Source organism: Streptomyces sp. GD-15H (assembly GCF_045291515.1).
In the GTDB taxonomy this organism is placed as follows: domain Bacteria; phylum Actinomycetota; class Actinomycetes; order Streptomycetales; family Streptomycetaceae; genus Streptomyces.
This window is the reverse complement of the sequence record NZ_CP149447.1, coordinates 5,187,559-5,211,684: the sequence shown is the minus strand read 5'-3', so window position 1 is coordinate 5,211,684 and position 24,126 is coordinate 5,187,559. Positions and strand designations below refer to the sequence as shown.

At 71.9% G+C, this 24,126-nt stretch carries 15 protein-coding genes and 3 pseudogenes; 6 read left to right on the top strand and 12 right to left on the bottom strand.

Annotated elements, in window-relative coordinates; all coding sequences use genetic code 11:
- Window positions 1–167: 167 nt before the first annotated feature.
- From WJ438_RS24815 to WJ438_RS24790, 6 genes are all read right to left on the bottom strand, one after another.
- Complete coding sequence (locus WJ438_RS24815; protein ID WP_406727197.1) at window positions 168–1,448, bottom strand: cytochrome P450; 1,281 nt, start codon at window positions 1,446–1,448, stop codon at window positions 168–170.
- 73 nt (window positions 1,449–1,521) lie between these two features.
- On the bottom strand, window positions 1,522–2,526 hold the full coding sequence (locus WJ438_RS24810) for a nucleoside triphosphate pyrophosphohydrolase (RefSeq protein WP_406727196.1): 1,005 nt from the start codon (window positions 2,524–2,526) through the stop codon (window positions 1,522–1,524).
- Between the two features lie 83 nt (window positions 2,527–2,609).
- Complete coding sequence (locus tag WJ438_RS24805; RefSeq protein WP_406727195.1) at window positions 2,610–3,254, bottom strand: SurA N-terminal domain-containing protein; 645 nt, start codon at window positions 3,252–3,254, stop codon at window positions 2,610–2,612.
- 199 nt (window positions 3,255–3,453) lie between these two features.
- Complete coding sequence (locus tag WJ438_RS24800; RefSeq protein ID WP_406729801.1) at window positions 3,454–4,950, bottom strand: protein kinase domain-containing protein; 1,497 nt, start codon at window positions 4,948–4,950, stop codon at window positions 3,454–3,456.
- 38 nt (window positions 4,951–4,988) lie between these two features.
- On the bottom strand, window positions 4,989–5,675 hold the full coding sequence (locus WJ438_RS24795) for a hypothetical protein (RefSeq protein WP_406727194.1): 687 nt from the start codon (window positions 5,673–5,675) through the stop codon (window positions 4,989–4,991).
- 229 nt (window positions 5,676–5,904) lie between these two features.
- Window positions 5,905–6,633, bottom strand: coding sequence for an HNH endonuclease family protein (locus tag WJ438_RS24790; protein WP_406729800.1), 729 nt, complete (start codon window positions 6,631–6,633; stop codon window positions 5,905–5,907).
- 285 nt (window positions 6,634–6,918) lie between these two features.
- Between WJ438_RS24790 and WJ438_RS24785 the strand changes: the two genes are divergently transcribed.
- Window positions 6,919–7,104, top strand: a complete 186-nt coding sequence (locus WJ438_RS24785) for an antitoxin (RefSeq protein ID WP_406727193.1) — start codon at window positions 6,919–6,921, stop codon at window positions 7,102–7,104.
- Between the two features lie 96 nt (window positions 7,105–7,200).
- Here WJ438_RS24785 and mfd read toward each other — a convergent pair whose 3' ends face one another.
- From mfd to WJ438_RS24770, 3 genes are all read right to left on the bottom strand, one after another.
- Window positions 7,201–10,734, bottom strand: a complete 3,534-nt coding sequence (mfd, locus tag WJ438_RS24780) for a transcription-repair coupling factor (RefSeq protein WP_406727192.1) — start codon at window positions 10,732–10,734, stop codon at window positions 7,201–7,203.
- A gap of 223 nt (window positions 10,735–10,957) precedes the next feature.
- Window positions 10,958–13,537, bottom strand: a complete 2,580-nt coding sequence (locus tag WJ438_RS24775) for an ABC transporter permease (protein WP_406727191.1) — start codon at window positions 13,535–13,537, stop codon at window positions 10,958–10,960.
- Window positions 13,534–14,322 (bottom strand): ABC transporter ATP-binding protein, encoded by a 789-nt coding sequence (locus WJ438_RS24770; protein WP_406727190.1) that lies wholly within the window; start codon window positions 14,320–14,322, stop codon window positions 13,534–13,536. The genes WJ438_RS24775 and WJ438_RS24770 overlap by 4 nt, the downstream gene beginning before the upstream one ends.
- A 426-nt stretch (window positions 14,323–14,748) precedes the next feature.
- On the opposite strand from WJ438_RS24770, the pseudogene WJ438_RS24765 reads away from it, so the two are divergent.
- The 3 genes and pseudogenes from WJ438_RS24765 (at window position 14,749) to WJ438_RS24755 (ending at window position 17,592) form a co-directional block, all read left to right on the top strand.
- Window positions 14,749–15,266, top strand: a pseudogene (locus tag WJ438_RS24765) (GNAT family N-acetyltransferase).
- Between the two features lie 179 nt (window positions 15,267–15,445).
- Entirely contained in the window at window positions 15,446–15,970 is a 525-nt protein-coding gene (locus WJ438_RS24760; protein ID WP_406727189.1) for a DUF485 domain-containing protein, read from the top strand.
- A gap of 5 nt (window positions 15,971–15,975) precedes the next feature.
- A complete protein-coding gene (locus tag WJ438_RS24755; RefSeq protein ID WP_406729799.1) occupies window positions 15,976–17,592 on the top strand; it encodes a cation acetate symporter in 1,617 nt (538 codons plus the stop codon).
- Window positions 17,593–17,738: 146 nt separating this feature from the next.
- Here WJ438_RS24755 and WJ438_RS24750 read toward each other — a convergent pair.
- Window positions 17,739–20,254, bottom strand: a pseudogene (locus WJ438_RS24750) (SUKH-4 family immunity protein).
- 9 nt (window positions 20,255–20,263) lie between these two features.
- Entirely contained in the window at window positions 20,264–21,253 is a 990-nt protein-coding gene (locus WJ438_RS24745; RefSeq protein WP_406727188.1) for an SMI1/KNR4 family protein, read from the bottom strand.
- 353 nt (window positions 21,254–21,606) lie between these two features.
- On the opposite strand from WJ438_RS24745, the gene WJ438_RS24740 reads away from it, so the two are divergent.
- Together WJ438_RS24740 and WJ438_RS24735 are read left to right on the top strand one after the other, a co-directional pair.
- Entirely contained in the window at window positions 21,607–22,137 is a 531-nt protein-coding gene (locus WJ438_RS24740; RefSeq protein WP_406727187.1) for a YwqJ-related putative deaminase, read from the top strand.
- A 156-nt stretch (window positions 22,138–22,293) separates the two neighbouring features.
- Window positions 22,294–22,734 (top strand): SUKH-3 domain-containing protein, encoded by a 441-nt coding sequence (locus WJ438_RS24735; protein WP_406729798.1) that lies wholly within the window; start codon window positions 22,294–22,296, stop codon window positions 22,732–22,734.
- Between the two features lie 41 nt (window positions 22,735–22,775).
- Here the strand turns inward: WJ438_RS24735 and WJ438_RS24730 are convergent.
- A pseudogene (locus tag WJ438_RS24730) lies at window positions 22,776–24,097 on the bottom strand (sensor histidine kinase).
- Window positions 24,098–24,126: the final 29 nt, after the last annotated feature.

The following is a 24,126-nucleotide window of genomic DNA, read 5'->3' as shown; positions in this document are numbered from 1 at the left end:
AGTGTCATGTCTGCGCCGCTCCACCGAAGAGGCGACGGACCGTGTCCGGAGGGGGCCCGACGGTCACTTCGGAGGCGTACGGAGGCCGCACGAAGGCCATTTCGACGGCGACCCGGCGGCCGTCACGGCCCCGTGCGGCGGGTCGGTTCGGCGGCCGCCCGAAGGTGTCACTTCGGCGGAGGGCTGAACTCCACCGGCAGGGTGCGCAGTCCGCGCATGATGAGCCCGCCCCGCCAGCGCAGTTCGGCCGGATCCGACGCGAGCCTGAGGTCCGGCAGCCGGGTCAGCAGCGTGGCGAGCGCGGTCTGGCCCTCCAGCCGGGCCAGCGGAGCGCCCAGGCAGTAGTGGATGCCGTGGCCGTACCCCAGATGCTGGTTGTCGCGCCGTGCGAGGTCGAGCACGTCGGGATCGGCGAACCGCCCCGGATCGCGGTCCGCGGCGGCCAGGACGACGAGAACCGGGTCGCCGGCCGCGATGTGCTGCCCGCCAAGGGTGAGCGCCTCGGTGGCGAACCGCCAGGTGGCCAGTTCCACGGGTCCGTCGAAGCGAAGGAGTTCCTCCACGCCGGTCTCCAACAGCCCGCGCTCCCCGGCGGCGAGGGACTTCTGCAGCCGGTCGCGCTGCTCGGGGTGGGTGAGCAGGGCGTAGGTGCCGTTGCCGATCAAGTTGACGGTGGTCTCGAAGCCGGCGAACAGCAGGATGAACGCCATGGCGGCGGCCTCGTTCTCGGTGAGGTGCTCGCCGTGGTCGGAGGCGCGGATCAGGCCGGAGATGAGGTCCTCGCCGGGGGCGGGTTCAGCGGGCAGCGCCGCCCGCTTGCGGTGGATCAGGTCGGCCAGGTAGCCGCGCATCTTCTTCACCGACCGGGCGACCCCGCCCCTCGGTCCCCCCTGGTGACGGATCATCATGCCCGCCCAGTCCCGGAAGTCGTCCTGGTCCTCCCGTGGAACGCCGAGCAGGTCGCAGATGGCGTAGATGGGGAGCGGGAAGGCGAACTCGTGGATGAGGTCGGCGGAGCCGCGGTCCGCGAACCTGTCGATGAGCCCGTCGGTGAGCTCCTGCACCCGGGACTCGAACTCGGCGACACGGCGCGGCGTGAACGCCTTGCTGACCAGCCTGCGCAGCCGGGTGTGGTCCGGCGGGTCGATGTTGAGCAGATGCGTCATCAGCTCGGCCTTGCGCTCACCGGGGATGCCGGTCTTGCCCTTGGCGTGGGCGGGCTCGTCGTGGTGCGCCGGGTTCTTGGAGAGGCGGGGGTCGGCGAGGGTCTGCCTGGCGTCGGCGTACCGGGTGACCAGCCAGGCCTCCACCCCGCTGGGCAGCCGCGTCCGGTGCACGGGCGCGTGCTCGCGCAGCCAGGCGTAGGCGGGGTAGGGGTTGCTCGCGAACTCCCAGGTGAAGAGTTCGGGGGCGGTGTTCTCGGACTGGGCCCGGGGCTGGTCGGTCACCCTCCGACCGTATCCGTCCCCTCCCCGCCCGAAGGCCCCCCGTCCCCTCCCCCCCCGTCCCCTCCCCGCCCGTCTACTTTCCGCCCGTCTCCTCGCCGGCCCCTTCCGCGGCCCGTATCGCGTCCCGGTACGCGCGGGCCGCCGCGCGCAGGGCCGCCTCCGGGTCGACTCCCTCCGCCTCGGCCCGCACCGCCAGGGCGAGCAGTTCGTAGCCGATGCCCTCCACCTGAGGCAGGGGGACGTCCAGGCCCGCCGTGCGGACGCGGGAGGCCAGTTTGGCGGCGAGGGCCAGGCCGGGCTGGCCGAGCGGGACGCCCTCGGTGACCGAGGCGCGCCGCTTCTCGACCGCCTTGGTGCGCAGCCAGTGCGCCTTGACCTCCTCGGGGGTGGTCGCCGTCTCGTCGCCGAAGACATGGGGGTGGCGGTGGATGAGCTTGGCGACGATGCCGCCGGCCACGTCGTCGACGGAGAAGGGCTCCTCCGGGTGCTCCTCGGCGATCCGGGCGTGGAAGACGACCTGGAGGAGGACGTCGCCCAGTTCCTCGCGCAGTTCGTCCCGGTCGCCCTCCTCGATCGCCTCGACGAGCTCGTACGCCTCCTCGATGCCGTACTTGGCCAGGCCCTTGTGGGTCTGCAGTGACGACCAGGGGCACTCGGCCCGGATGCGGTCCATGACCTGGACGAGGTCGAGCAGGCGGGCGCCCGGCAGGTCGTAGGAGGCGGGGAGCAGTTCCAGCTCCGGCATCCGGACGCGGCCGGTGCCCGCGAGACGGGCCAGGCCGTCGGTCAGGGCGGGTTCGCCCTCGCCCGTCGCCACGACGACCACGGTCCGGCCGCCGGCGCAGGCGTCGACCAGGTCCTCGGCGGCCGGGGACACCTCGGCGACCGCTATCCCCGCTTCCCGCAGATACGGCAGCTGCGGATGGGCACCGTCCGCGCACAGCACCCGGTCGGCCGCGTGCAGGGCCTGCCAGGCGGGCCAGGACAGCAGGCCGGGCGCGACGCGGTGGCTGGTGGTGAGCAGGACGATGCGGCCGGGCGGTGCGACGGAGGGGGCTGCGGGGCTGGTTGCGTTCACGATCCGAAACTAACCCACACCGCCGTCGGCCCCCGAAAGTTGTCCACAGGGGGCCAGCATGGTGTGACGGTATGCCTGGCGCGTCAGGCGATCGGCTGGGTTCCGTCCGCTGTGACGTCCCGGATCCACGGGGTCGTGGCGTCGACGCGGCTGCTCTTCTCGACGTCCCAGGCGCCGTAGCGCGGGTTGAGGTCGACGTCGAGCTTCTCGCTCGTCTTGGACAGGGCCTGCCAGAACTCCGGGCGGCTGGTGTCGGTGCCGAGCCGCTGGGCGAGTTTCTGCGCCTGGACCTGGAGGCGGAGATTGTCGTCGAGGCGCTGTGGCGGGATGCCGTACTGCTGCAGCCAGGCCGTCTCCAGCGCCTCGGCGCCCCCGGCCTGTTCCTCCAGGCCGGCCCGCATCTGCTGGATCTCCTTGGGCGTGACGCTCACCCCGGCGTCGCGCGCGGCGCGCTCCAGCACACGGTCCAGGACCATGCCGTGCAGGGTGTCGCGGGTGAGGCTACCGGTGCGGGCGATGGCCTGCTCGTACTGGGCGTCCGGCACCGCGTCCTGCTGGGCCGCGCGGATCTCGCCGACCCGGTTCTCCAGCTGCGACACCGTGATCCGCTGGCCGCCCACGACGGCCGCCGCGCCGGGATGCGCGTCGTTCCCGCAGGCGGTGAGCAGAGGGGCCGCTGCCGTGAGGGCGGCGGTGAGGAGGAGCGCGGTGCGACGACGGCGGTGCAAGGAAACCTCCCGAGGAGAGCTTGTGCGGCGGTGCACAAAGTCCTGCGATGATCGATAGTAGGCATCGGCCAAGCTCTGGCCAACCCATTCGACCAACGATTCCCCAGGACTTCGGCACCGCCGCGCCCTCACCGACCCGGCCGCACCCGGTTCGGACCATCTGGCCCGTCCTGTCCTGCTTCGATTCACTTCGGCCGGGTTATCCGTGCATCTGTCCCAGCCACTGCAGCGTCCGGCGGATGTCGGCGGCGAGCGGGTGGCCGGGGCCCTGGGAGCGCTCCACGTCGTGCAGCAGCCGGACCAGGGTCTCGTGCGCGGCGGGGCGGTCGCCGAGGGCGAGCAGGAGGTGGCCGATGCGGCGGCGGACGTCATGGGCGAGCTGCGGGTCGCCCGCGGCCACGTACCGGTTCTCGTAGTACGGCAGCAGTGCCCGGTACTCGGCGAGCGCCGCCGCCGGGTCGCCGAGCTGTTCCAGGCACTGGGCGGCCTCGTAGCGGTGGCGCAGGGACTCCGGGTCGGCCTGGCCCGCCTCGGCGGCGCGTTCGGAGGCGAGGCGGCGCAGTTCCGGCAGCGCGCGCCGGAACTGGCCGTCGTCCAGGAGGGTGGCCGCGTACTGCTTGCGCAGGGTGCGCACGACCGGGGAGCGCTCGCCGTGCTGTTCCGCGGCGACCGGCAGGATCCCGCCGAGGATGTCCACGGCCTGGGTGATACGGCCCTCGCCGAGCAGCCGCTTGACCTCGTCCACGGCGGCGGCGACATCGGCCTTCTCCGCGACGGGCGCGGGCGGCGTGGCGAGGGCGGGCTGGGGCGCGGGCGTGCGCGCGCGGTCCGGCCAGGGGGCGTGCGGGCGCAGGAAGGGGCGCGTGGGATCGAGGGGCGCCCCGGTGGGCGTACCTGGCGACGGCAGCAGCAGCGTCAGGTGCTCGTAGACCTCCTGGGCGGAGGCGGGGCGGTGCTGCGGGTCCTTGGCGAGCAGACGCAGCACCAGCGCCTCCAGGGCCTCGGGGACCTCCTGGCGGACCTGACGCACCGGCCGCGGCGCCTCGTAAAGGTGCCGGTGCAGCACACCGAGCGCGGTCGAGCCCGCGAAGGGCACGTCGCCGCTGAGCAGTTCGTGCAGCAGCACACCGAGTGCGTACAGGTCCGTGTACGGGCCGACCGCGCCGCCCATCGCCTGCTCGGGCGCCATGTAGGCGGGCGAGCCGATGGGCGAACCGGTGTGGGTCAGGCGGGTGGTGTCGCTGTCCATCACGGAGGCGACCCCCAGGTCGAGCACGGTGACCGTGCCGTCCTGCTTCACCATCACGTTGCGCGGCTTGAGGTCGCGGTGGACGATCGGCACGGCGTGCACCGCGCTCAGCGCGGCACACAGCTGCGCGGCCACCGCCACCGCCCACTGCCACGGGTACGGGTCGTGCTCGGCGAGGTGGTCGCCGAGGTCGGCGCCGTCGACGTACTGCATGACGAGGAACAGTTCCTCGCCCGCGCTGCCCGCGTCGTGCACGGTGACCAGGCCCGGGTGGTCGACCTGGGCGGTCACCCGACACTCGCGCACGAAACGGCGGCGCAGTTCGTCGGCCTCCTGTCCGGCCACCTTGTCCGGGCGCAGCAGTTTCACCGCCACCCGCCGGTCCAGCCGTTTGTCGTAGGCCGTCCAGACCTGTCCCATGCCGCCCTGCCCGATGAGCGTGGACAATTCATAGCGGCCGGCGACGACACGCCCCGCCGTCACACTCACCGTCCGCCTCGGTCGTGGCCGTGCCCCTGGTCGCCGCCCTCGTGCCCATCGCTCCTGCGCAGGTAGTCGCTGAGCTCGTCGAGTTCGGCGCGCACCTGGTCGATACGGGCCGGCTGCCCGGGACGCTGCTGCGGCACCGGGGGTACGGGGGTGGACGGCGCGGGACCGTGCGGTCCGGGCGCGGGATGCGGTGCGGACGGCCCGGGTGTCCCGGGCATCTGCGCCTGGGGACGCGGTACGGGCGTGGGCGCGTACGGCGAGGCGGGCTGCGGGTAGCCGTACGGGGAGGGGGCACCGGTGCCCGACGCGTGCATCGTCGTGGCGTGGGGCGACGGCGGGCCGTGCACCCCGTACTGGCGCAACCCGTGGTGGAAGCGGATGTCCACGGTCAGGTAGTACGCGGCGGCGCCGGTGCCGAGGAGCAGCAGCCCGGCCAGGGCGACGTCGGTACGGGCGTCCGTCTCCGGCAGCGAGCCGATCACCATCAGCAGGAAGACGGAAACAGGCAGGCTCACCCAGGCCGCCACCCAGTCGGCGACGCGTCCCCGCAGGAGCGCCACCCGGAACAGCGGCGCACAGGCCAGCAGCCCGCAGGACAGGAAACCGGCGGCGACGAACAGCACGCGCAGGGTGATGACCGTTGCCGTGCTGCGGGTGGGCGGTGCCACGCCGTGGCCGTACATGACTGCTCCTGGACCGGTGTAGCCGATGGGACGGGTAGTGCTGTGTGCACGTGGTGCGCAGTGCACGTGGTGCGTCTGCGCGAGTGCGCGTACACACGTGCGGGTGAGTCCGCCGCGGGGCGGAAATCGGTTGGGAGTCCGAGCGTATAGGCCATCGGGGACAACCGGTCCGGGTTGTACCGAACCGTTGTCGTCCCGGTCGCTTCGCCCGCCCCTCACGCGGCGGCGGTCAGCCGCCGCACTGTCGCAGCATCGTCTGCTTGTCGGCCGTGGTCACCGGCATCTCGTACTTGACGGCGACCTGGGCGAAGCGGACCGCGTACGCGCACCGTACGCGCTTGCTCGGCGGGAGCCAGGACGCGGGCCCGGAGTCGCTCTTGGCGGAGTTGGCGCGGCCCTCGACCGGGAGGAGGTTGAGGGTGTCGTTCGCCAGTCGCTCCCGTTTCTCCCTCGACCAGCGGGAGGCACCCATCTGCCAGCTGTAGGAGAGCGGTACCACGTGGTCTATCTGGACCTCGGACGCGTCCTCCTTGCGCCACTTGATGCTCTTGCCGGTGTACGGGTCGGCCAGGGTCATGGCCACCACCACGCAGTCGGAACCGGACCGGAAGCGCACCTCCTGGCCGTCGCGCTGGAGGAGGTCGTTCCGTGTGTCGCACCCGTTCCGCGCGAGCGGTACGCCGTCGGCCGTGTCCTTCCAGGCGTAGCCGAACTCGTCGCGGTCGTAACCCGTCTTCGGCCCGCGCCCCTTGGTCGCCACCGTCTCGATGAGCTCGATGCCCGCCGCCCGGTCAGCCTCCCCGGTCAGCGGCGCGAGGCCCGGCTCGGTGCCGTCCGGGTTGTCCAGGGGGCTGACGGCGTGTCCGTCCACTGCCGCCGGGCTGTCCCCGGTGGGGGAACCGGTGTCCACCACACCCTCACAGCCGGCGAGGAGCGCCACGGCGGCCAGCGCCGACACCGCGGGCCCCGTACGGCGCGGGAGCCCCGGCCCACTCCTGCGGCGCTCCCGCTCGCCGGCCCGTCCCGCATGTTCCGCCCCGCCCCACCTCGAGTACCGCGCCACGGCGTCCCTCTCCTCGCCTTGTTCCTCTGTGCGTTCTTCCGTACCCGCCCCCGAACGGCCGGTATAGCGTCCGGTCCCACCGTAGCCAGAGAGAGGTCCAGACCACATCGACCCAAAAGGGGCATGGCTCGCATGTCACGCGTAGGGTCGGTGCTGAGTCACCCTCGGAAGGAGCTCCGGATGGGCATCTTCGACAAGTTCAAGAGCAACAGGTCGGCGCAGGAGAAGGCCAGGAAAGCCTCCGATGCCGCTGAGAAGAAGCTCAACGAGCGGACCGGCGGAAAGTACGAGGACCAGATCGACACCGGGCAGCGGCAGGCCGAGGAGCGGCTCGGCATCAAGCGCGACCGCCCCGATCAGCCGTAGGCATGAGTCCGGGCCGGAAGCCGCCCACGGAATCCCCCGCCGTGGGCGGCTTCGCTCATGTCTCGCGCATCCGGGCCGGCCGGCGGGGCTTCCCGGTCACGACCCCAGGATCGACGTCAGGAACTCCCCGACCCACGCCAGCAACTCCCTGCCGACCAGCGGCTTTCCGCCCACCTTCGCCGTCTTCGGGCGGGGCACCAGCACCTGGTGGGCGGCCGGCTTGAGGACCGTGCCGGGGTAGAGCCGCTTGAGGCGCAGCTCCTGGGACTCGCGCAACTCCACCGGGGCGAACCGGATGTTGTTGCCCTGCAACACGATCTCGCCGACACCGCACGCGCGCGCCAGCATGCGCAGGCCCGCCACCAGCAGGAGGTTCTCCACCGGCTCCGGCAACTTGCCGTAGCGGTCGACGAGTTCCTCGCGTACGCCCTTGACGTCCTCCTCCGAGTTGGCGGAGGCGATCGCCCGGTACGCCTGGAGGCGGAGCCGCTCGCCGGGCGCGTAGTCGTGCGGGACGTGGGCGTCGACGGGCAGCTCGATCTTGACCTCGAGCGGCGGCTCCTCCTGGATCTCGCCGCTCTCCAGCTGGCGCCGGTAGTCCGCGACGGCCTCGCCGACCATCCGTACGTACAGGTCGAAGCCGACGCCCGCGATGTGTCCCGACTGCTCGCCGCCGAGCAGGTTTCCGGCGCCGCGGATCTCCAGGTCCTTCATCGCCACGTACATGCCCGCGCCCATCTCGGTGTGCTGGGCGATGGTCGCGAGCCGCTCGTGCGCGGTCTCCGTCAGCGGCTTCTCCGGCGGATACAGGAAGTACGCGTAACCGCGCTCCCGGCCGCGGCCGACCCGGCCGCGCAGCTGGTGCAGCTGGCTGAGGCCGAAGTTGTCGCCGCGCTCCACGATGAGGGTGTTGGCGTTGGAGATGTCGATGCCGGACTCGACGATCGTCGTCGACACCAGCACGTCGTACTTCTTCTCCCAGAAGTCGACGACGACCTGCTCCAGCGCCGACTCGGACATCTGGCCGTGGGCGGTGGCGATGCGCGCCTCGGGCACGATCTCGCGCAGCCGGGCCGTCGCGCGGTCGATCGACTCCACCCGGTTGTGGATGTAGAAGACCTGCCCCTCGCGAAGCAGTTCACGGCGGACGGCCGCGCCGATCTGCTTCTCCTCGTAAGGACCGACGAAGGTGAGCACCGGGTGGCGCTCCTCCGGCGGCGTGGTGATCGTCGACATCTCACGGATGCCGGTGACCGCCATCTCCAGGGTGCGCGGGATGGGGGTGGCGGACATGGTCAGCACGTCGACGTTGGCGCGCAGCTTCTTCAGCTGCTCCTTGTGCTCGACGCCGAAGCGCTGCTCCTCGTCGACGATGACCAGGCCCAGGTCCTTGAACCTGGTCTCGGAGGAGAACAGCCGGTGGGTGCCGATGACGACGTCCACCGACCCCTCCTGCAGCCCTTCGAGGACCGCCTTCGCCTCCGTGTCGGTCTGGAAGCGGGACAGGGCCCGCACCTTCACCGGGAACTGCGCGTACCGGTCGCCGAACGTCCCGAAGTGCTGCTGCACCAGCAGCGTCGTGGGGACGAGGACGGCGACCTGCTTGCCGTCCTGCACCGCCTTGAACGCGGCCCGCACCGCGATCTCCGTCTTGCCGTAGCCGACGTCGCCGCAGATCAGCCGGTCCATCGGGACCGACTTCTCCATGTCCTCCTTGACCTCGGCGATCGTGGTCAGCTGATCGGGCGTCTCCGCGTACGGGAAGGCGTCCTCCAGCTCGCGCTGCCAGGGCGTGTCCCCGCCGAAGGCGTGCCCGGGTGCCGCCATGCGCGCGCTGTACAGCCTGATCAGGTCGGCGGCGATCTCCTTGACGGCCTTCTTCGCCCGCGCCTTCGTCTTGGTCCAGTCGGCGCCGCCGAGGCGGTGCAGGGTGGGTGCCTCGCCGCCGACGTACTTGGTGATCTGCTCCAGTTGGTCGGTGGGGATGTAGAGGCGGTCGCCGGGCTGGCCGCGCTTGGCGGGGGCGTACTCCACCACCAGGTACTCGCGGGTCGCGCCCTGCACGGTGCGCTGCACCATCTCGATGTAGCGGCCGACGCCGTGCTGCTCGTGGACGATGTAGTCGCCCGGCTCCAGGGTGAGCGGATCGATGGTCTTGCGGCGCCGGGCGGGCATCCGGGCGCCCTCGCGTCCGGACGCCTTCTGCCCGGTCAGGTCGGTCTCGGTGAGCACGGCGAGCTTGAGCGCGGGGTCGACGAAGCCGTGGTCGACGCAGCCGCAGGCGACGTGCACGACGGACGGGGCGATCGCGCCGAGGTCCGTCTCCAGTCGGGCCGCGATGCCCTCGCCGCCCAGCACCTCCACCGTGCGGGACGCCGGTCCGTGGCCCTCGGTGACGAACACCGTGCGCCAGCCGTCGGCGAGCCAGCCCTTGGTGTTGGCGAGTGCCCGCGCGGTGTCGCCGCGGTAGGTCTCGGGGGCGTGCATGCCGAGCTTGAGGGTGTCTTTGTCCGTCTGTTCGTCGGCGGCGAACGGCGACACCGACCACCACATCATGTCCAGCTCGCGCGCCCGGTCCCGGACGTCCGCGAGGGACCACAGGGAGGCCGCGCCGACGTCGATGGGCGCCTCCCCTCCCCCCGCGGTGGCCGCCCAGGACGCCTGCAGGAACTCCTGCGAGGTCGCCACCAGGTCGGCGGCCCGCGTGCGCACCCGCTCCGGGTCGCACACGACGGCCATGGCGCCCTCGGGCAGCACGTCGAGCAGCAGTTCCATGTCGTCGACGAGGACCGGCGCGAGGGACTCCATGCCCTCCACGGCGATCCCCTCGGCGATCTTCCCGAGCAGTTCGCCCAGTTCGGGGTGCTGTTCGGCGAGCACCCGTGCGCGCTCGCGCACGTCGTCGGTGAGCAGCAGCTCCCGGCAAGGCGGGGCCCACAGGCCGTGGTCGGCGATCTCCAGGGAGCGCTGGTCGGCGACCTTGAAGTAGCGGATCTCCTCGACGTCGTCGCCCCAGAACTCGACACGCAGGGGGTGTTCCTCGGTGGGCGGGAACACGTCGAGGATGCCGCCGCGCACCGCGAACTCGCCGCGCTTCTCGACCAGTTCCACGCGCGCGTACGCGGCGGCGGCGAGCGCCTCGACGATCTCGTTCAGGTCGGCGGTCTGCCCCGTCCGCAGAGCGACGGGCTCCAGTTCGCCCAGGCCCTTGACCTGCGGCTGGAGCACGGAGCGCACGGGTGCGACGACGACGGACACGGGGCCGGTCTCGGGGTCGTCCGCCCGGGGGTGGACCAGCCGGCGCAGCACCGCCAGTCGGCGTCCGACCGTGTCACTGCGGGGGCTGAGCCGCTCGTGCGGCAGCGTCTCCCAGGACGGGTACTCCACGACCCCCTCCGGCGGGAGGAGGGAGCGCAGGGCCGCCGCCAGGTCCTCCGCCTCACGGCCGGTCGCCGTCACGGCCAGCACGGTACGGCCGGTGTCCCGGGCGAGGGCCGCGACGGCGAAGGGGCGGGCGGCAGAGGGGCCGACCAGGTCGACGTGCGTGCGGTTGCCGTCAGCGGCCGCCGAGATCGCTTCCGCGAGGGCGGTGTCCTTGACGACGGCGTCCAGCAGACCGTGCAGGCTCATTCGAGGCGCTTCCATCCGGGGGTGTGCAACACGACAGGCCCGACACGCGCCGCGGGCCGGGGGTGTCCAGAGTACGACGCTGCGCCCGCGGACGACGGGCGGCTGTGGACAACGTCGTGGCCCGTCGCCCGGTGCCGACCCACCACCCGACTCGGCTGGCCGGAGGCCCGGGCACAAACAGATCCGGCGCCGGGCGTTCTCCCCGCAACCCCCGTGGCGGTGGCTACTCCGTGGCGATCGCGTTCAGGACGTTCATCCGTCCCGCCCGGAACGCCGGGACCAGTGCTGCGAACAGCCCCACGAACGCCGAGCCGATGAACACACCGATGATCGTCGGCCACGGGACCTCGAGGACCTTCAGCCCCTCCAGCGCGAGGAGCTGCTGGGCCGTGGCGCCCCAGCCCATGCCCAGCCCCAGGCCCAGCAGGGCACCGAAGAGGGCGATGACGACCGACTCCAGGCGGATCATGCGGCGCAGCTGGCGGCGCGAGAGGCCGATCGCCCGCATCAGGCCGATCTCCCTCGTCCGCTCGACCACCGACAGGGCCAGGGTGTTCACCACACCCAGGATCGCTACGACGATCGCCAGGGCCAGCAGACCGTAGATCATGTTCAGCAGCTGGCCGATCTGGTCCTTGAGCGCTTCCTTGTACTCGGTCTGGTCGCGCACGGTGTACTGCGGGTAGTCGTGCAGCGAGTCCTTCAGCGCCGTGTACGCGGCCTTCTGCTGCCCCTCCTTCGCCGTGGCGAAGACCAGCTGGTCCAGCGGCATCTTTTCGGCCGGGAGGTACTTGGCGAGGGTGTCGATCGACGTGTACATCCCGCCGGGATCGATCCCGGTGTCGCTCCGGGTGATCGCCCGCACGGTCAGCCGGCCCGTGGAGCCACCCTCGAACGCCAGACCGATCGTCGACCCGATGCTGACGCCGTGGTCCTTGGCGAAGTCCTCGTGCACGGACATGGAGTCGGGCCGGTAGGCGTCCGCGAGCTTCCCGGCGACCGTCTCGGTCCGCACGTCGCTCGCGTACGACGGGTCGGCCGCCGTGATCGCCGTGTCCTTGACAGTCTTGCCGTCGGGCGTGCTGAAGTCCGCCTCGGTCCACTTGTACTCGGTGATCCGCTCCAGCCCAGGCGTCGACTTCACGGCCTTCACCGCCTGCGGAGTGATCAGCTGACCGCTGTCGGACTGGACGATGAAGTCCGTGCCGACCGTCCGGTCGAGCTCGTCGGTGGCGGAGGCCACCATGGACGAGCCGACCACCGACAGGCACGCCACCAGGGCCAGCCCGATCATCAGCGCGGCACCGGTGGCGCCGGTGCGGCGCGGGTTTCGCAGGGCGTTGCGCTCGGCCATCCGCCCCACCGGACCGAAGACCCGCAGCACGACGACGCCCAGGACCCGGACCACACCGCTCGCGAGCAGCGGGCCGATGAGCACGAACCCGATCAGCGACAGCACCACGCCCAGGCCCAGCCACATCGAGCCCTCCGTGGCCTCGTCCGCAGTCGAGGTGAGGTACAGCGCGGACGCGCCGACCGCGGTCAGGAGCGTGCCGATGCCACCCCGGATCCAGCTGGCCCTGGCGTCCGCGGGGGCACCCGCGTCGCGCAGCGCGGCCATCGGGGAGATCTTCCCGGCCCGCCGCGCGGGGAGGTAGGCGGCCAGGACGGTGACGACGACACCGAGGAGCAGACCGATCGCCGGGGTCGTCCAGGCCACCGTGAGGTCGTCCGTGGACAGCTCCATGCCGATCGCGCCCATGAGCTTCATCAGCCCGACCGCGAGCCCGACGCCCGCGGCCACCCCGAGCACCGAACCGACGACGCCGAGGAGCAGCGCCTCGATCAGCACCGAGCGGTTGACCTGCTTGCGGGAGGAGCCGATGGCCCGCATCAGGCCGATCTCCCGGGTGCGCTGGGCGACCAGCATGGAGAACGTGTTGATGATCAGGAAGATGCCGACGAGGAACGCGATCCCGGCGAAGCCGAGCATCGCGTACTTCAGGACGCTCATGAAGCCCTCGACGTCCTTCTGGCCGGCCTCCGTGCTCTCCTTCGCGGTCAGCACCTTGTAGTCGCCGCCCAGAGCAGCCACGACGTTCTTCTTCAGCTGGGCGTCGCTGACGCCGTCGGCGGCCGTGGCGTTGACGTAGGTGAAGACGCCGCTCTCACCGATCAGGGCCTGCTGGGCGGTCCTCGTGTCCAGGAAGAAGATCGCGGCACCGGGGTTGGTGACGGTGAAATCGGCGATGCCGGAGATCTTCGCGGTGTGCGTGCCGACCACGCTGATCACGCCGATCTCGTCACCGAGCTTCAGGCCGTGCTTGTCGGCGGTGTCGGCGTCGACCATGACCTGGTCGGGGCCCTCGGGCGCCGCACCGGAGGTGATCTTCATGGTGCGGGCGTCGTTGGCGGTCCAGTTGCCGACGATGGTCGGACCACCGCTGGTGGGCGAGAGGCTCTCTTTGTCGCCGTCGACGACGGTCAGCGAGGTGGAGTGCAACGCCCCCTCGGCCGACTTCACCCCGTCCACCTTCCGCACATCGGCGAGCACGGACTCCGGAATGACCGGCGGCTTGCCGGTTTCCGAGGTGGTCTCGCCGCTGTCGGAGGCGTCCTTGGCACTGACCGTGACGTCCGACGCCGTGGCCGCGAACAGCTTGTCGAACGTCGTGGACATCGTGTCCGTGAACACGAGCGTCCCGGACACGAACGCCACGGACAGCAGCACCGCCACCGCCGACAGCGCCATCCGCCCCTTGTGCGCGAGGAAGTTGCGCATCGAGGTCTTCAGGACGGTCATGACGTACGCCCCCGGGCGTCGAAGTCCTTCATGCGGTCCAGGACCTGTTCGGCGGTCGGCTGGTGCATCTCGTCGACGATGCGGCCGTCGGCGAGGTACAGCACACGGTCCGCGTAGGAGGCGGCGACCGGGTCGTGGGTGACCATCACGATGGTCTGGCCCAGGTCGTCGACCGAGCGTCGCAGGAAGCCGAGCACCTCGGCGCCCGCGCGCGAGTCGAGGTTTCCGGTCGGCTCGTCACCGAAGATGATCTCCGGTCGGGCCGCCAGCGCCCGCGCCACGGCGACACGCTGCTGCTGACCGCCGGACAGCTGGGTGGGCCGGTGCTTCAGCCGGTCGGACAGGCCGACGGTCTCCACCACCCGGTCCAGCCACGGCTGGTCCGGCTTACGGCCGGCGATGTCCATGGGAAGCGTGATGTTCTCGAGCGCGTTCAGCGTCGGCAGCAGGTTGAACGCCTGGAAGATGAACCCGATCCGGTCCCGGCGCAGCCGCGTGAGCTTCTTGTCCTTCAGCCCGGTGATCTCGGTCTCGTCCAGGTGGATCTGCCCGCTGGTGACGGTGTCGAGGCCGGCCAGGCAGTGCATCAGCGTGGACTTGCCGGACCCCGACGGGCCCATGATCGCGGTGAACTGGCCACGGGCGATGTCCACGTCGACGTGGTCGAGCGCGACGACGCGGGTCTCACCGGACCCGTACGCCTTCACGACCTGCCGCGCCCGCGCGGCAACGGCCGTACGCCCTCCAGTGCCCCCGTGCCTGGGAATGGTCACAGCCGATGTCACGGTAATTCTCCTATGTCGGTCAGAAATTGGGGAAAGCGGTGTCCGACGCGGTCGCCGTCATGCCCGACGGCCGCTTCGTGCGTGTTCGTTCGACGTGGTTCAGTCTGGCGGCGGGGAGGCTCGTGCGCCCTGGTGCCCAGCGCAGTCTTCTCCTGAGGAAAACCCCACCCCCGGGGTGTGCTCCGCCGCCCCCAGCGGCGTAAAGCCAGGTTAAGGACCGCACCCGCCCCGTCTCGTCATCCGTCGGTACGAACCCTCCCCGAGCCGTAGTACGGAGGTACCCCTAAGGGCTCTCCACCGGCAGGCGGAACACTTCTCGGGGTCGTCTCCTCCTGATGTCCCCCTCAGCGTCTACCCTCCCGCCACGTCAGGGTCAAGCCGCGGAATCCCGGTGCTCCAGGAGCGCTCCCCGCACACCGTTTCGGCATGCCGACCCTGGAACGACTCCGCGCGGAGCACGCGCCCGCGCTGCTGGCCTTCGAGCACGACAACCGCGCCTACTTCGCCCGCTCGGTAGCGGACCGGGGGACGCGTACTTCACACCGTCCGGCTTCGCCGCCCGCCACGCCTCCCTGCTGGCCGAACAGGAGGCGGGGGCCTGCCACTTCCACGTCGTCCTGGACGAGGACGGGAGTGTCATCGGCCGAGTGAACCTGGTCGACGTCGCGGACGGCTCGGCCGAAATCGGCTACCGCGTGGGGGAACGTGCGGCGGGCCGCGGCGTGGCGACGGCAGCGGCGGCCGAGGCGTGCCGCCTGGCGGCGCGGCCGTACGGCCTCACGACGTTGACCGCGGTCACCACGTGGGACAATCCCGCGTCGATGACCGTCCTCACCCGCAACGGCTTCACGCGCGTGGCGGACACAACCGTCGCCCACCGCCCCGGGGCGAGCTACATCCGCCGACACCTCGCACACGGACGCACGGACACGGCAAAAGCCTGAGTTAACGCGGGTAACACCCCGGTTCGGCCCAGGGGCGGTACGGAAATCACATACCGACCGATCAGTTTGGCCAAAACGCGGCGCCGGGCCGTACGCGCGAGTAACGTGCGTGACCCGCTCTCCCCACCCCCCAACTCCCTGCCGTCCCCGCACGGACCCGAGCCTGCAAGGAGCACGGGATGTCCTACGACCCCTCTCCCTCACCGCGGGACCCCTCTCCATGGGACCCCATCCCGTGGAACCCGCCGACGCCCCCGCGCCAGAACCCGTATCCCCCCGCCCCGAACCGCGACGCGTACCCCACCTCCCCCTCCTACGCCACCTACCCGTGGCAGCCCGCTCCCCCGCCCCACCCCCCGGCCCCGCCCCCACCGCGGCGGGCGGCGACCCGGGCCCCGCTCGGACACCACAGTGACCTGCGCATCCTGCGCAGCGCCTACCGCCGGCAGCGGCGCGTGGCGACACTCACCGCGCTCGGGTACTTCACCGTCTTCCTGTTCCTGTCCGCGTACGCCCCGTCGTTCATGACCGGCACCGTCGCCGACGGAGTGCCCACCGGGCTGCTGCTCGCCGTGCTCCAAGTGCCCGTGACCTGGCTGGCGATCGCGAGGTACGAGGGCACCGCGCGTCGCCGCGTCGACCCCCTCGCGGACCTCATCCGCAGGCAGGCCGCGCTGGACGCCAAGCGGGAGGCGGCGCGATGACCGCCATGAGTCCGGAGTTCACCGGAAACGCGCAGGCCATGGCGCTCGTCGGCTTCTCCTCCGTCGTCACGATCACACTGCTGCTGTGCGTGATGACCGGTCCCGACCGTGACGACCTCGACGAGTTCTACACCGGCTACGGCTCCCTGTCCTCCCTGCGCAACGGCCTGGCGATCGCCGGTGACTACATCTCCGCGGCGACCGTCCTCGGCACCGGCGGGGTCATCGCCCTGTTCGGGTACGACGGCATCGTCCTCGCGCTGAGCACCGCCCTGTCGCTGATGCTGCTGATGTTCCTGCTGGCCGAACCGCTGCGCAACGCGGGCCGGTTCACCATGGGCGACGTCCTGACCCGGCGCATGCCGCACGGACGCGCGATACGCATCACCGCCTGCGCCGTCACCCTCGCCGCACTGCTGCCCATGATGCTGGTGCAACTCGCCGGCACCGGACAGCTGATGGCGTTCCTGCTGGGATTCTCCGGCGAGTCGCTGCAGACGGGCTGCATCATCGGAGTGGGCGCCTTGATGATCAGCTACGCGGCGATCGGCGGCATGAAGGGCACCGCCCTCATCCAGATCATGAAGATCGTGATGCTGCTCGGCTCGGGCATCGTCGTCGCCGCCCTCATCCTGCACCGGTTCGACTGGAACCCGGGCGCCCTGTTCCACGCGGCCGCCGACAACAGCGGTGCGGGCTCGGCCTTCCTCTCCTCCGGCCTCCAGTTCAGCGGCGGCGCCAGCCCCGGCCTGGACATGATCACCTCGCATCTGACGGTCGTCCTCGGCGGCGCCTGCCTCCCCCACGTCACCATGCGCATGTACACCGCCTCCAGCACCCGCCAGATACGCCGCTCCATGTCCTGGGCGGTGTCGAGCGTCGCCCTCTTCGTCCTCGTCCTCACCGTCGTCGGCTTCGGCGCGACCGCGCTGATCGGACGGGAAGCGATCGCGCAGGCCGACCCTCGGGGCAACACCGCCTATCTGCTCGGCTCCCAGGCCGCGTTCGGCCCCGAGGTGTCCACGGCGGAGACCTTCCTGTTCACCACCGTCACCACGGCGATCTTCCTCACCGTCCTCGCCTCCGTCGCCGGCATGATCCTCGCCTGCGCCAACTCCCTCGCCCACGACGTCTTCGCGGCCCGCGTCCAGGAGATGTCACCGCGCCGCGAGATGACCCTCGCCCGTCTCTCCGCGCTCGCGGTGGGCGTCCCCACGATCCTGCTCGCCACCCTGGTGCAGCACCACAGCCTGCAACCCCTGGTCACCCTGTCGTTCTGTCTCGGCGCGTCCGCACTCGCACCCGCACTCGTCTACAGCCTCTTCTGGCGCCGCTACACCCGGACCGGCCTGCTCAGCACCCTCATCGGCGGCGCGCTCGCCGTGCTGCTGCTGATGCCGGGCACCAACCTCGTCTCCGGCTCCCCCGTGTCCGCGTTCCCGAACGCCGACTTCAACTGGTTCCCCTTCACCACGACCGGTCTGCTGTCCATCCCCCTCGGCTTCGCCTGCGGCTGGCTCGGCACGATGGCCTCCGGCCGGTCCGAATCGGAGGAACAGCGACACCAGTACGAGGCGGTGGAGAGACTGATCCTCGCCGGAGCGGTGCACCGGAGGCACTGAGCCGCACCACCAGTCACGTGCCTGTGGAAGGCAGCGGGGAGAACCCGCCCACACAGGCGGGCCGGGCCCGGTCGTCACATCCGACCGGGCCCGGCCCCCACCTGCTTGCCGCCGTCAGCGGCGAGGAATCACCCTGCGCACAGAATTCACAGCAGCCCGTCCCACATCTGCTCCAGCAGGACCGACCACCAGCTCTCCGGCGAACCGAGTGCCGCCGGGTCCAGCGCCGCCAGCTGCATCTGGAAGTCGACGGTCCAGCGGCCCGCCTGCTCCTGGTTCAGACCGAACCGCAGCCGCCACATCCGCCCCAGCAACGCCAGGCAGCGCGCGAACTCCGGCAGCCCCGTGTTCACGAACTGCGGCGGTACGGGCGCCCCGCCCGGCACCGCCTCCACCGGCACCGCGACGATGTTCGCCGTGCCGTACTGCACACAGATCGCCTTGCCGAAGTCGCTTCCCATCACCAGGTACGACCCCGCGTCCGAGGCCGGCTGCGCGCCCCGCTCCGCGGCCAGCTCCGCCAGGGTGGGCACCGGACGCCCCGGCTGGGCCTGCGCCCAGAAGAACGGGCCCATGTCCAGCGGCAGTCCGGCCACCACCAGGGTGTGCGCCACCACCGGCGGCACCCCCTGCCGGGACACCGCCGCCTGCTCGAACCGGAACACACCCGGCCCGAACGCCCCCGCCAGTTCCTGCCCGACGACCTCCGGCGGAACCGGCGGCACCGGCTGAACCGGCGTCAACGGCGCACGCACCGGCGCCGGCCGGGCAGGCCCGTCCGCCACCTGGTGCAACTCACCCTGATGCACGAGCAGTTGCTGCATACCCTGCTGCCGGCTCGCATGATCCGTGCCGTACGGGGCGATGTGCGTGATCCGCGCCTGCGGCCACTGCTCCCGGATCATCCGCGCGCAGTACGCACCCGGCAGCTCGCACGACTCCAACTCCGTGTGCAACTCGAGCACTTGACCCGGCGGAACGTTCATCGCGCGCAGCTCGTGGAAGATCTTCCACTCCGGGTGCGGCGTGCCCGGCGCCGAACGCCGGATCAGCTGCCGCTCGGAACCGTCCTGCGCGCGGTAGCGCAGAACCGCCTGATAGCCGGGGCCGACCGTCGGCTGTCCGACGGGCTGCGGCGGATAGCCGTACGCCGGAGACACCGCACCGGGCACACCGCCGGGCACCCCAGGGGGTGCGGGAGGCGGCGGCGTCCCGGGAACACCGGGTGGAGGCGGAGGCGCGCCGGGGCCGCCGACCGGAGGACCGGCCAGCATGGTCTCCGCGTGGTGCACGGGACCACGCCCTCCCGCGCCCCCCGGAGCGCCGGGCACGCCAGGGGGACCGGGCACGCCCGGCGCACCCGGAGGCTGCGGCGCGCCGGGGACACCGGGCGGGCCGGGCGGCTGCGGCGCGCCCCCACCGGTACCCGGCCGGCCGGGGTCGGCGAACATCGTCGCGGCATGATGCACTCCGCCGGGCGGCGTCCCACCGGGCGGCGGCGTCGGCGCACCGGGCGGCGGCGTCGGGGTGCCGGGCTGCGGCCGGCCGCCCGTCGAACCTCCCTGGCCCTCCGGTCCCTCGAAACCACCGAGGCCGTTGGACCCCAGCGACGACATCATCTGCGTCGGTACGTACCCGCCCGCCGAACCACCCGGCGTGCCGGGGCCCGACGGGGGCGCGGACGGCGGCGGGGGCGTGCCCCCCGCCCGCGCGCCCGGCGTACCCGGGACGCCCGGCGGAGGCGGCGTCGTCGGGCCCGAGCCACGGCGCGGCGGCGTCGCCTTGCGGGTCGCGGCGTCGGCGATGTCCCCGGCGTCCGGCGCCGGCGGATACGCCGGCGCGCCCTGCGCGTTCGGGGGCTGGAGCGCCGGGCTCACCGCCGTCGGCGGCAACCGGCTGCCACCCGACATCAGCGCCGTCTGCGCGTCCGCCGCCGGCAGCGGCGTGTCGTCGTCGGACCGGCTCAGCGGCGGAGCGAACACGGTCTCCGGCAGCGGCACGGAACGGTCCTCGCCGGCATCGGCGTTCGTGTCCGTACCGGCCCACGGCGTCGCCCCGGCAGGCCCACCCGACGCACCGGGACCAGACCCGGCAACGACTCCGGCGGCCCCCGCCCGGGAGTCACCCCCACCAGCAGCAGGCCAGGCGGCACCGCTCCCCGGCGCACCCGGCGCCGAATCCCCGGCACCGGAAGAACCGGCCCCCGGGCCCGCCGCCGCGGCAGCGCCGCCGGCCCCGCCGGAGGTATCGGCCGCCCCCGCCGAACCGCCCGACGTCTCCCCCGGCGATCCGGAATCCCGAGCCGGTCCGCAGCCTCCTGCAACCACTCCGGCGGACTCAGCAAGAACGACGTCTGATTCAGATCCACCCGCGCCGCGGGCGCCGGTTCCGGCGCCGCCTCCGCACGGCCGTACTCCTCCTCGTACCGGCGGATCACCTCACCCACCGTCAGCGCGGGCCACAACGAGGCCTCACCACTGTCCCGGGCGATCACCAGCCGCTGCGCGCCGCCGTCCGAACGCGGCCCGTCCGCACGGTCCTCCGCCCACACCACGAACCCGAGATCGAACTCCCGCACCCGCACCTCACGGTGCTGATACGACGGCACGTCCCCGTTGATCCACTCTTCCGCACGCTCCTGCGCCTGCGCGAACGTCACCATCGCCAGACCTCACTCCCCCGCGGAGGAAACCGGAACGACCTGCGCGAAGCCGCCGTCCACCATCAGATTCGCCACCGTCTCCAACTCGGGCGGCGACCCCGCCAACCGTGCCAGAAACGCGTCGAAGTCGTCCCCGCACGGCAGCAGCAGCCGCTCCATCCGCTCCGCCGGCGGCCACGACGGATCCACGTCCCGCGCGTCGTCGTACGCGCAGAACCACACCGAACCCACCCGGTCGCCCTTCACCTTCACCGCCAGCAGACCGCCCTGGACGAAAGCGACACCCAGGTAGTCCTTGGTGAGGTGATCACGCAGACACTTGTTGACATAGACCAGGTCGTTGACCGCGGCCTCGTCCCGCACCGTGAAGAACGGCTGATCGACCAGCAGCCCCAGCTCCGCGTCCAGCGCCGTCCCCACCGGGGCGCAACCGCCCGCCACCTTCAGGAACGACCGGTACGCGCCCGGCAGCCGGTACCCGAGATCCTCCTCGACCTCCAGCACCTGCGCCTCGGTCACCGCGAGCCCCGACTTCGGCAGCCCGAAATGCGCCGGACGCGTCTCCTGCAACGGCCGCGTCCCCCGCTTGTCCTGGTCCACGCCCGACGTCGCCACCCCACCGTGGTGCCGCAGCAACGCCTTCACCTCGACCGGCACCAGCTCCAGCCGCCGCGACGCCACCGCGTGATGCCACGTCCAGCCGTGCGGCGTCGCCACCGCCGGCACCGTGTCCCACAGCTCATGACCGGTCGCCGCCAGCGCCGCGTTCGCCGACACGTAGTCCGTCAGCCGCAGCTCGTCGACACCGAAACCCTCCGGCGGCTCCGCGATCTCCGCGGCCGCACGCGCGTACGGCGAGAAATCGGGGTAACCACGCTCGTCCACCCGTACCCCTCTCGGGTGACGGGCCGCCCGTACCGGATCCGGGAAGTGCACGACCTGCCCGGCGTAGGCCGCATTCGGCGGCACGGTTTTCTGCCCGAGCCGACCTGTCGTCATGGCGGTTGCCCCCTGCGGCACTCTGTACGGCCCGCACCGACCACCCTCGGGCCACTACGGAACGTATTCGACTGTCACGTCTGTTTCGACTGCTCACCGCCGTACCCCCGCCGGCGCCCCGCACTCCATCCGCACGGATCACCGCAGGAATCGCGGTGCCGACAGCCTATGCGGTACGACGACACCGGTCACCGGGCACCGGCCGCTCACCCCTCCGGTTCCGTGACCAAACGTCACCCTCCCGTGACAGTCAGCCCAAACCTGGGCGTGTCACCCCGCCCCAGCTTCCCCATCAGCCACGCCATTTGGCACTCTGTGACCTTCCGGGGGATGCGCGGGAGGAAAAGACGACCATGAATATGACGCGAACAGGGATCCACACGGGAACCCACACAGGTCGACCCGGCGCCCCCCGCACCGGCGACCCCCGCGTCGGCTGGAGCGCCGCCGACGCCCTCCCCACCCCCCTCCTCCACCACCGCCGCGACGGCATCCTGCCCACCATCGCCGCCGCCCTCTCCCTCCGCGGCGCCACCCTCACCGGCACCGCCGCCCGCGGTGACACACCCCCCGACCTGCACCCCCTCGTCCAGGACTTCCTCGACACCCTCCCCAGCGGCCAACGCGACCGCTTCACCGGCCGCTGCGCCGAAACCATCCTCATCTCCCGGCACATCACCGCCGCCGACAGCGCCCGCAGCAAACGCGCCGCACGCAAACCCATGACCAACGGCGAAGCACGCAAAGCGCTCAAACACGCCAAACTCACCGCCCGTCACATCCGCGAGGACGGCGACCCCCTCCACGGAAGCTTCGCCGCCCCCTGCCGCGCCTGCACCGCCCTCACCGCCCACTTCGGCGTCCGCGTCGTCGACCCCGGATAACCTCCGCCCCCCACTTCCACCCTCCGCGCACCGACCGGCCACCACGACGACGAACGAACGGCAGATGCACACCGACCGCACCCCCTCCCCCCACCGCCCGGCCCCACCCGAGCCCGGGGAACCCCACCGCGCTTCCCCGACCCCGTCGACGCCGCCCTGCGCACCGCCGGCTGGCAACCAGGCCGCTGGGACATCAAGCAAGCCGAAATCTGGGCCGACACCCTGCGCGGCCACACCTCACCCGCCGGACACCGCCACGCCGTCTTCCCCGCCGCCGTCGAAGCCTGGGCCGAATTCGGCGGCCTCCACCTCACCCCCACCGGCACCGGCCGCCAACTCGCCCCCGCCACCCTCCACCTCGACCCCCTGCACGGCCTCCACATGGCCCGCACCCTCGGTGACCTCGGCCGCGCCCTCGACACCGACGTCTGCCCCCTCGGCGCCGAAACCGACACCCACACCCTCATCGCCATCGACACCCAAGGCCGCGTCTACGCCCTCGACCACACCGGCGACTGGTACCTCGGCCACCACATCGACCAGGCCCTCACCGCCCTCGTCACCGGCACCCGACCCGCCCGCCTCACCACCGGCTGACCAGGCCTCCGGGACCGCGTGCCGAGCTCCCGGCCACCCGGCTACGGCGCCGGAATCACCGCCGACACCCGGAAACCCCCCGCATCCGTCGGCCCCGACACGCACACCCCACCCAGCGCCGACACCCGCTCCTTCATCCCCACCAGACCATTCCCACCCGACGGCAACCGCGCCGACGCCCCCGCCTCCGGCGGCGGCTCGTTCTCCACCTGCATCGCGATCTCCGACACCCGATGCGCGAGCCGCACATACGTCTTCGCCCCCGGCGCATGCTTGTGGACATTCGTCAACGCCTCCTGCACCACCCGGTACGCCGTCGACTCCACCTCCCCCGCATACGACCGGCCCTCACCCTCCACCGACAGATCCACCACCACCCCCGCAGCCGCCGACTGCTCCACCAACTCGTCGATCTCCGCCAGACTCGGCCCCTCACCCCCCGCACCCCGGGCCTCGTCCACCGCCCGCGACGCGGCCGCGGCCGCCGCCACACCCACCGCCACCAGCGGCACCGAATCCCCCGCACCCCGGCCCCCGCCGTCCCCACCGGCCCGCAGCACCCCGAGCATCTCCCGCAACTCCGTCAACGCCTGCCGACCCATGTCCCCCACCAGCGCGGCGTTCTTCACCGCCTTCTCCGGATCCTTCCGCGCCACCGCCTGCAACGCCGCCGCATGCACCACCATCAGACTCACCCGATGCGCGACCACGTCGTGCATCTCCCGCGCGATCCGCGTCCGCTCCTCGTTACGCGCCCACTCGGCCCGCTCCTCGGCCCGCTCCGCCAACAACTGAAGCTCCCGCTCCAGACTGTCCGCCCGCTCCCGCAGACTCTCCATCAACCGCCGCCGCGCCCCCACGTACAGCCCCAGCAGCACCGGCGGCGCCGTGAGGCCCAGCGACGTCGTGATCGACGCGAACGGGACGAACCAGTCCCCCAGGGTCAGCTCCCCCGCGCCATGTCCTGCCGCACCCGCACGAACGTCACGATGAGCGTCCCCACCAGCGACATCCCCGCGAGCGACCCGATGATCCGGCGCGGCAACTCCGAGGCGGCCAGCGTGTACAGGCCGACCAGGCCCATCAGGAAGCCCATCTGGGCCGGCGTGATGGCGATCACCACCAGCACCACGGCGATCGGCCAGTGCCGCCGCACCACCAGCACGGAACCCGCCAGCAGCCCGAAGACGACCCCCGCGGCCACCGGAATCCCCGCGTCCCGCGCGAACGGGATCCCCTCCAGCCCGCACTCCAGCGCGGACACCGCCGCAAGGCTCACATCCAGCGCGGCACTCCGCCGCCTGTCCCACCACCACGGCCCTCCCCGGGCCGCCACATGGTCTTCTTCCCCCGTCGTGGTCATGCCTCCAGCCTACGGGCGCGCGGTGCCGG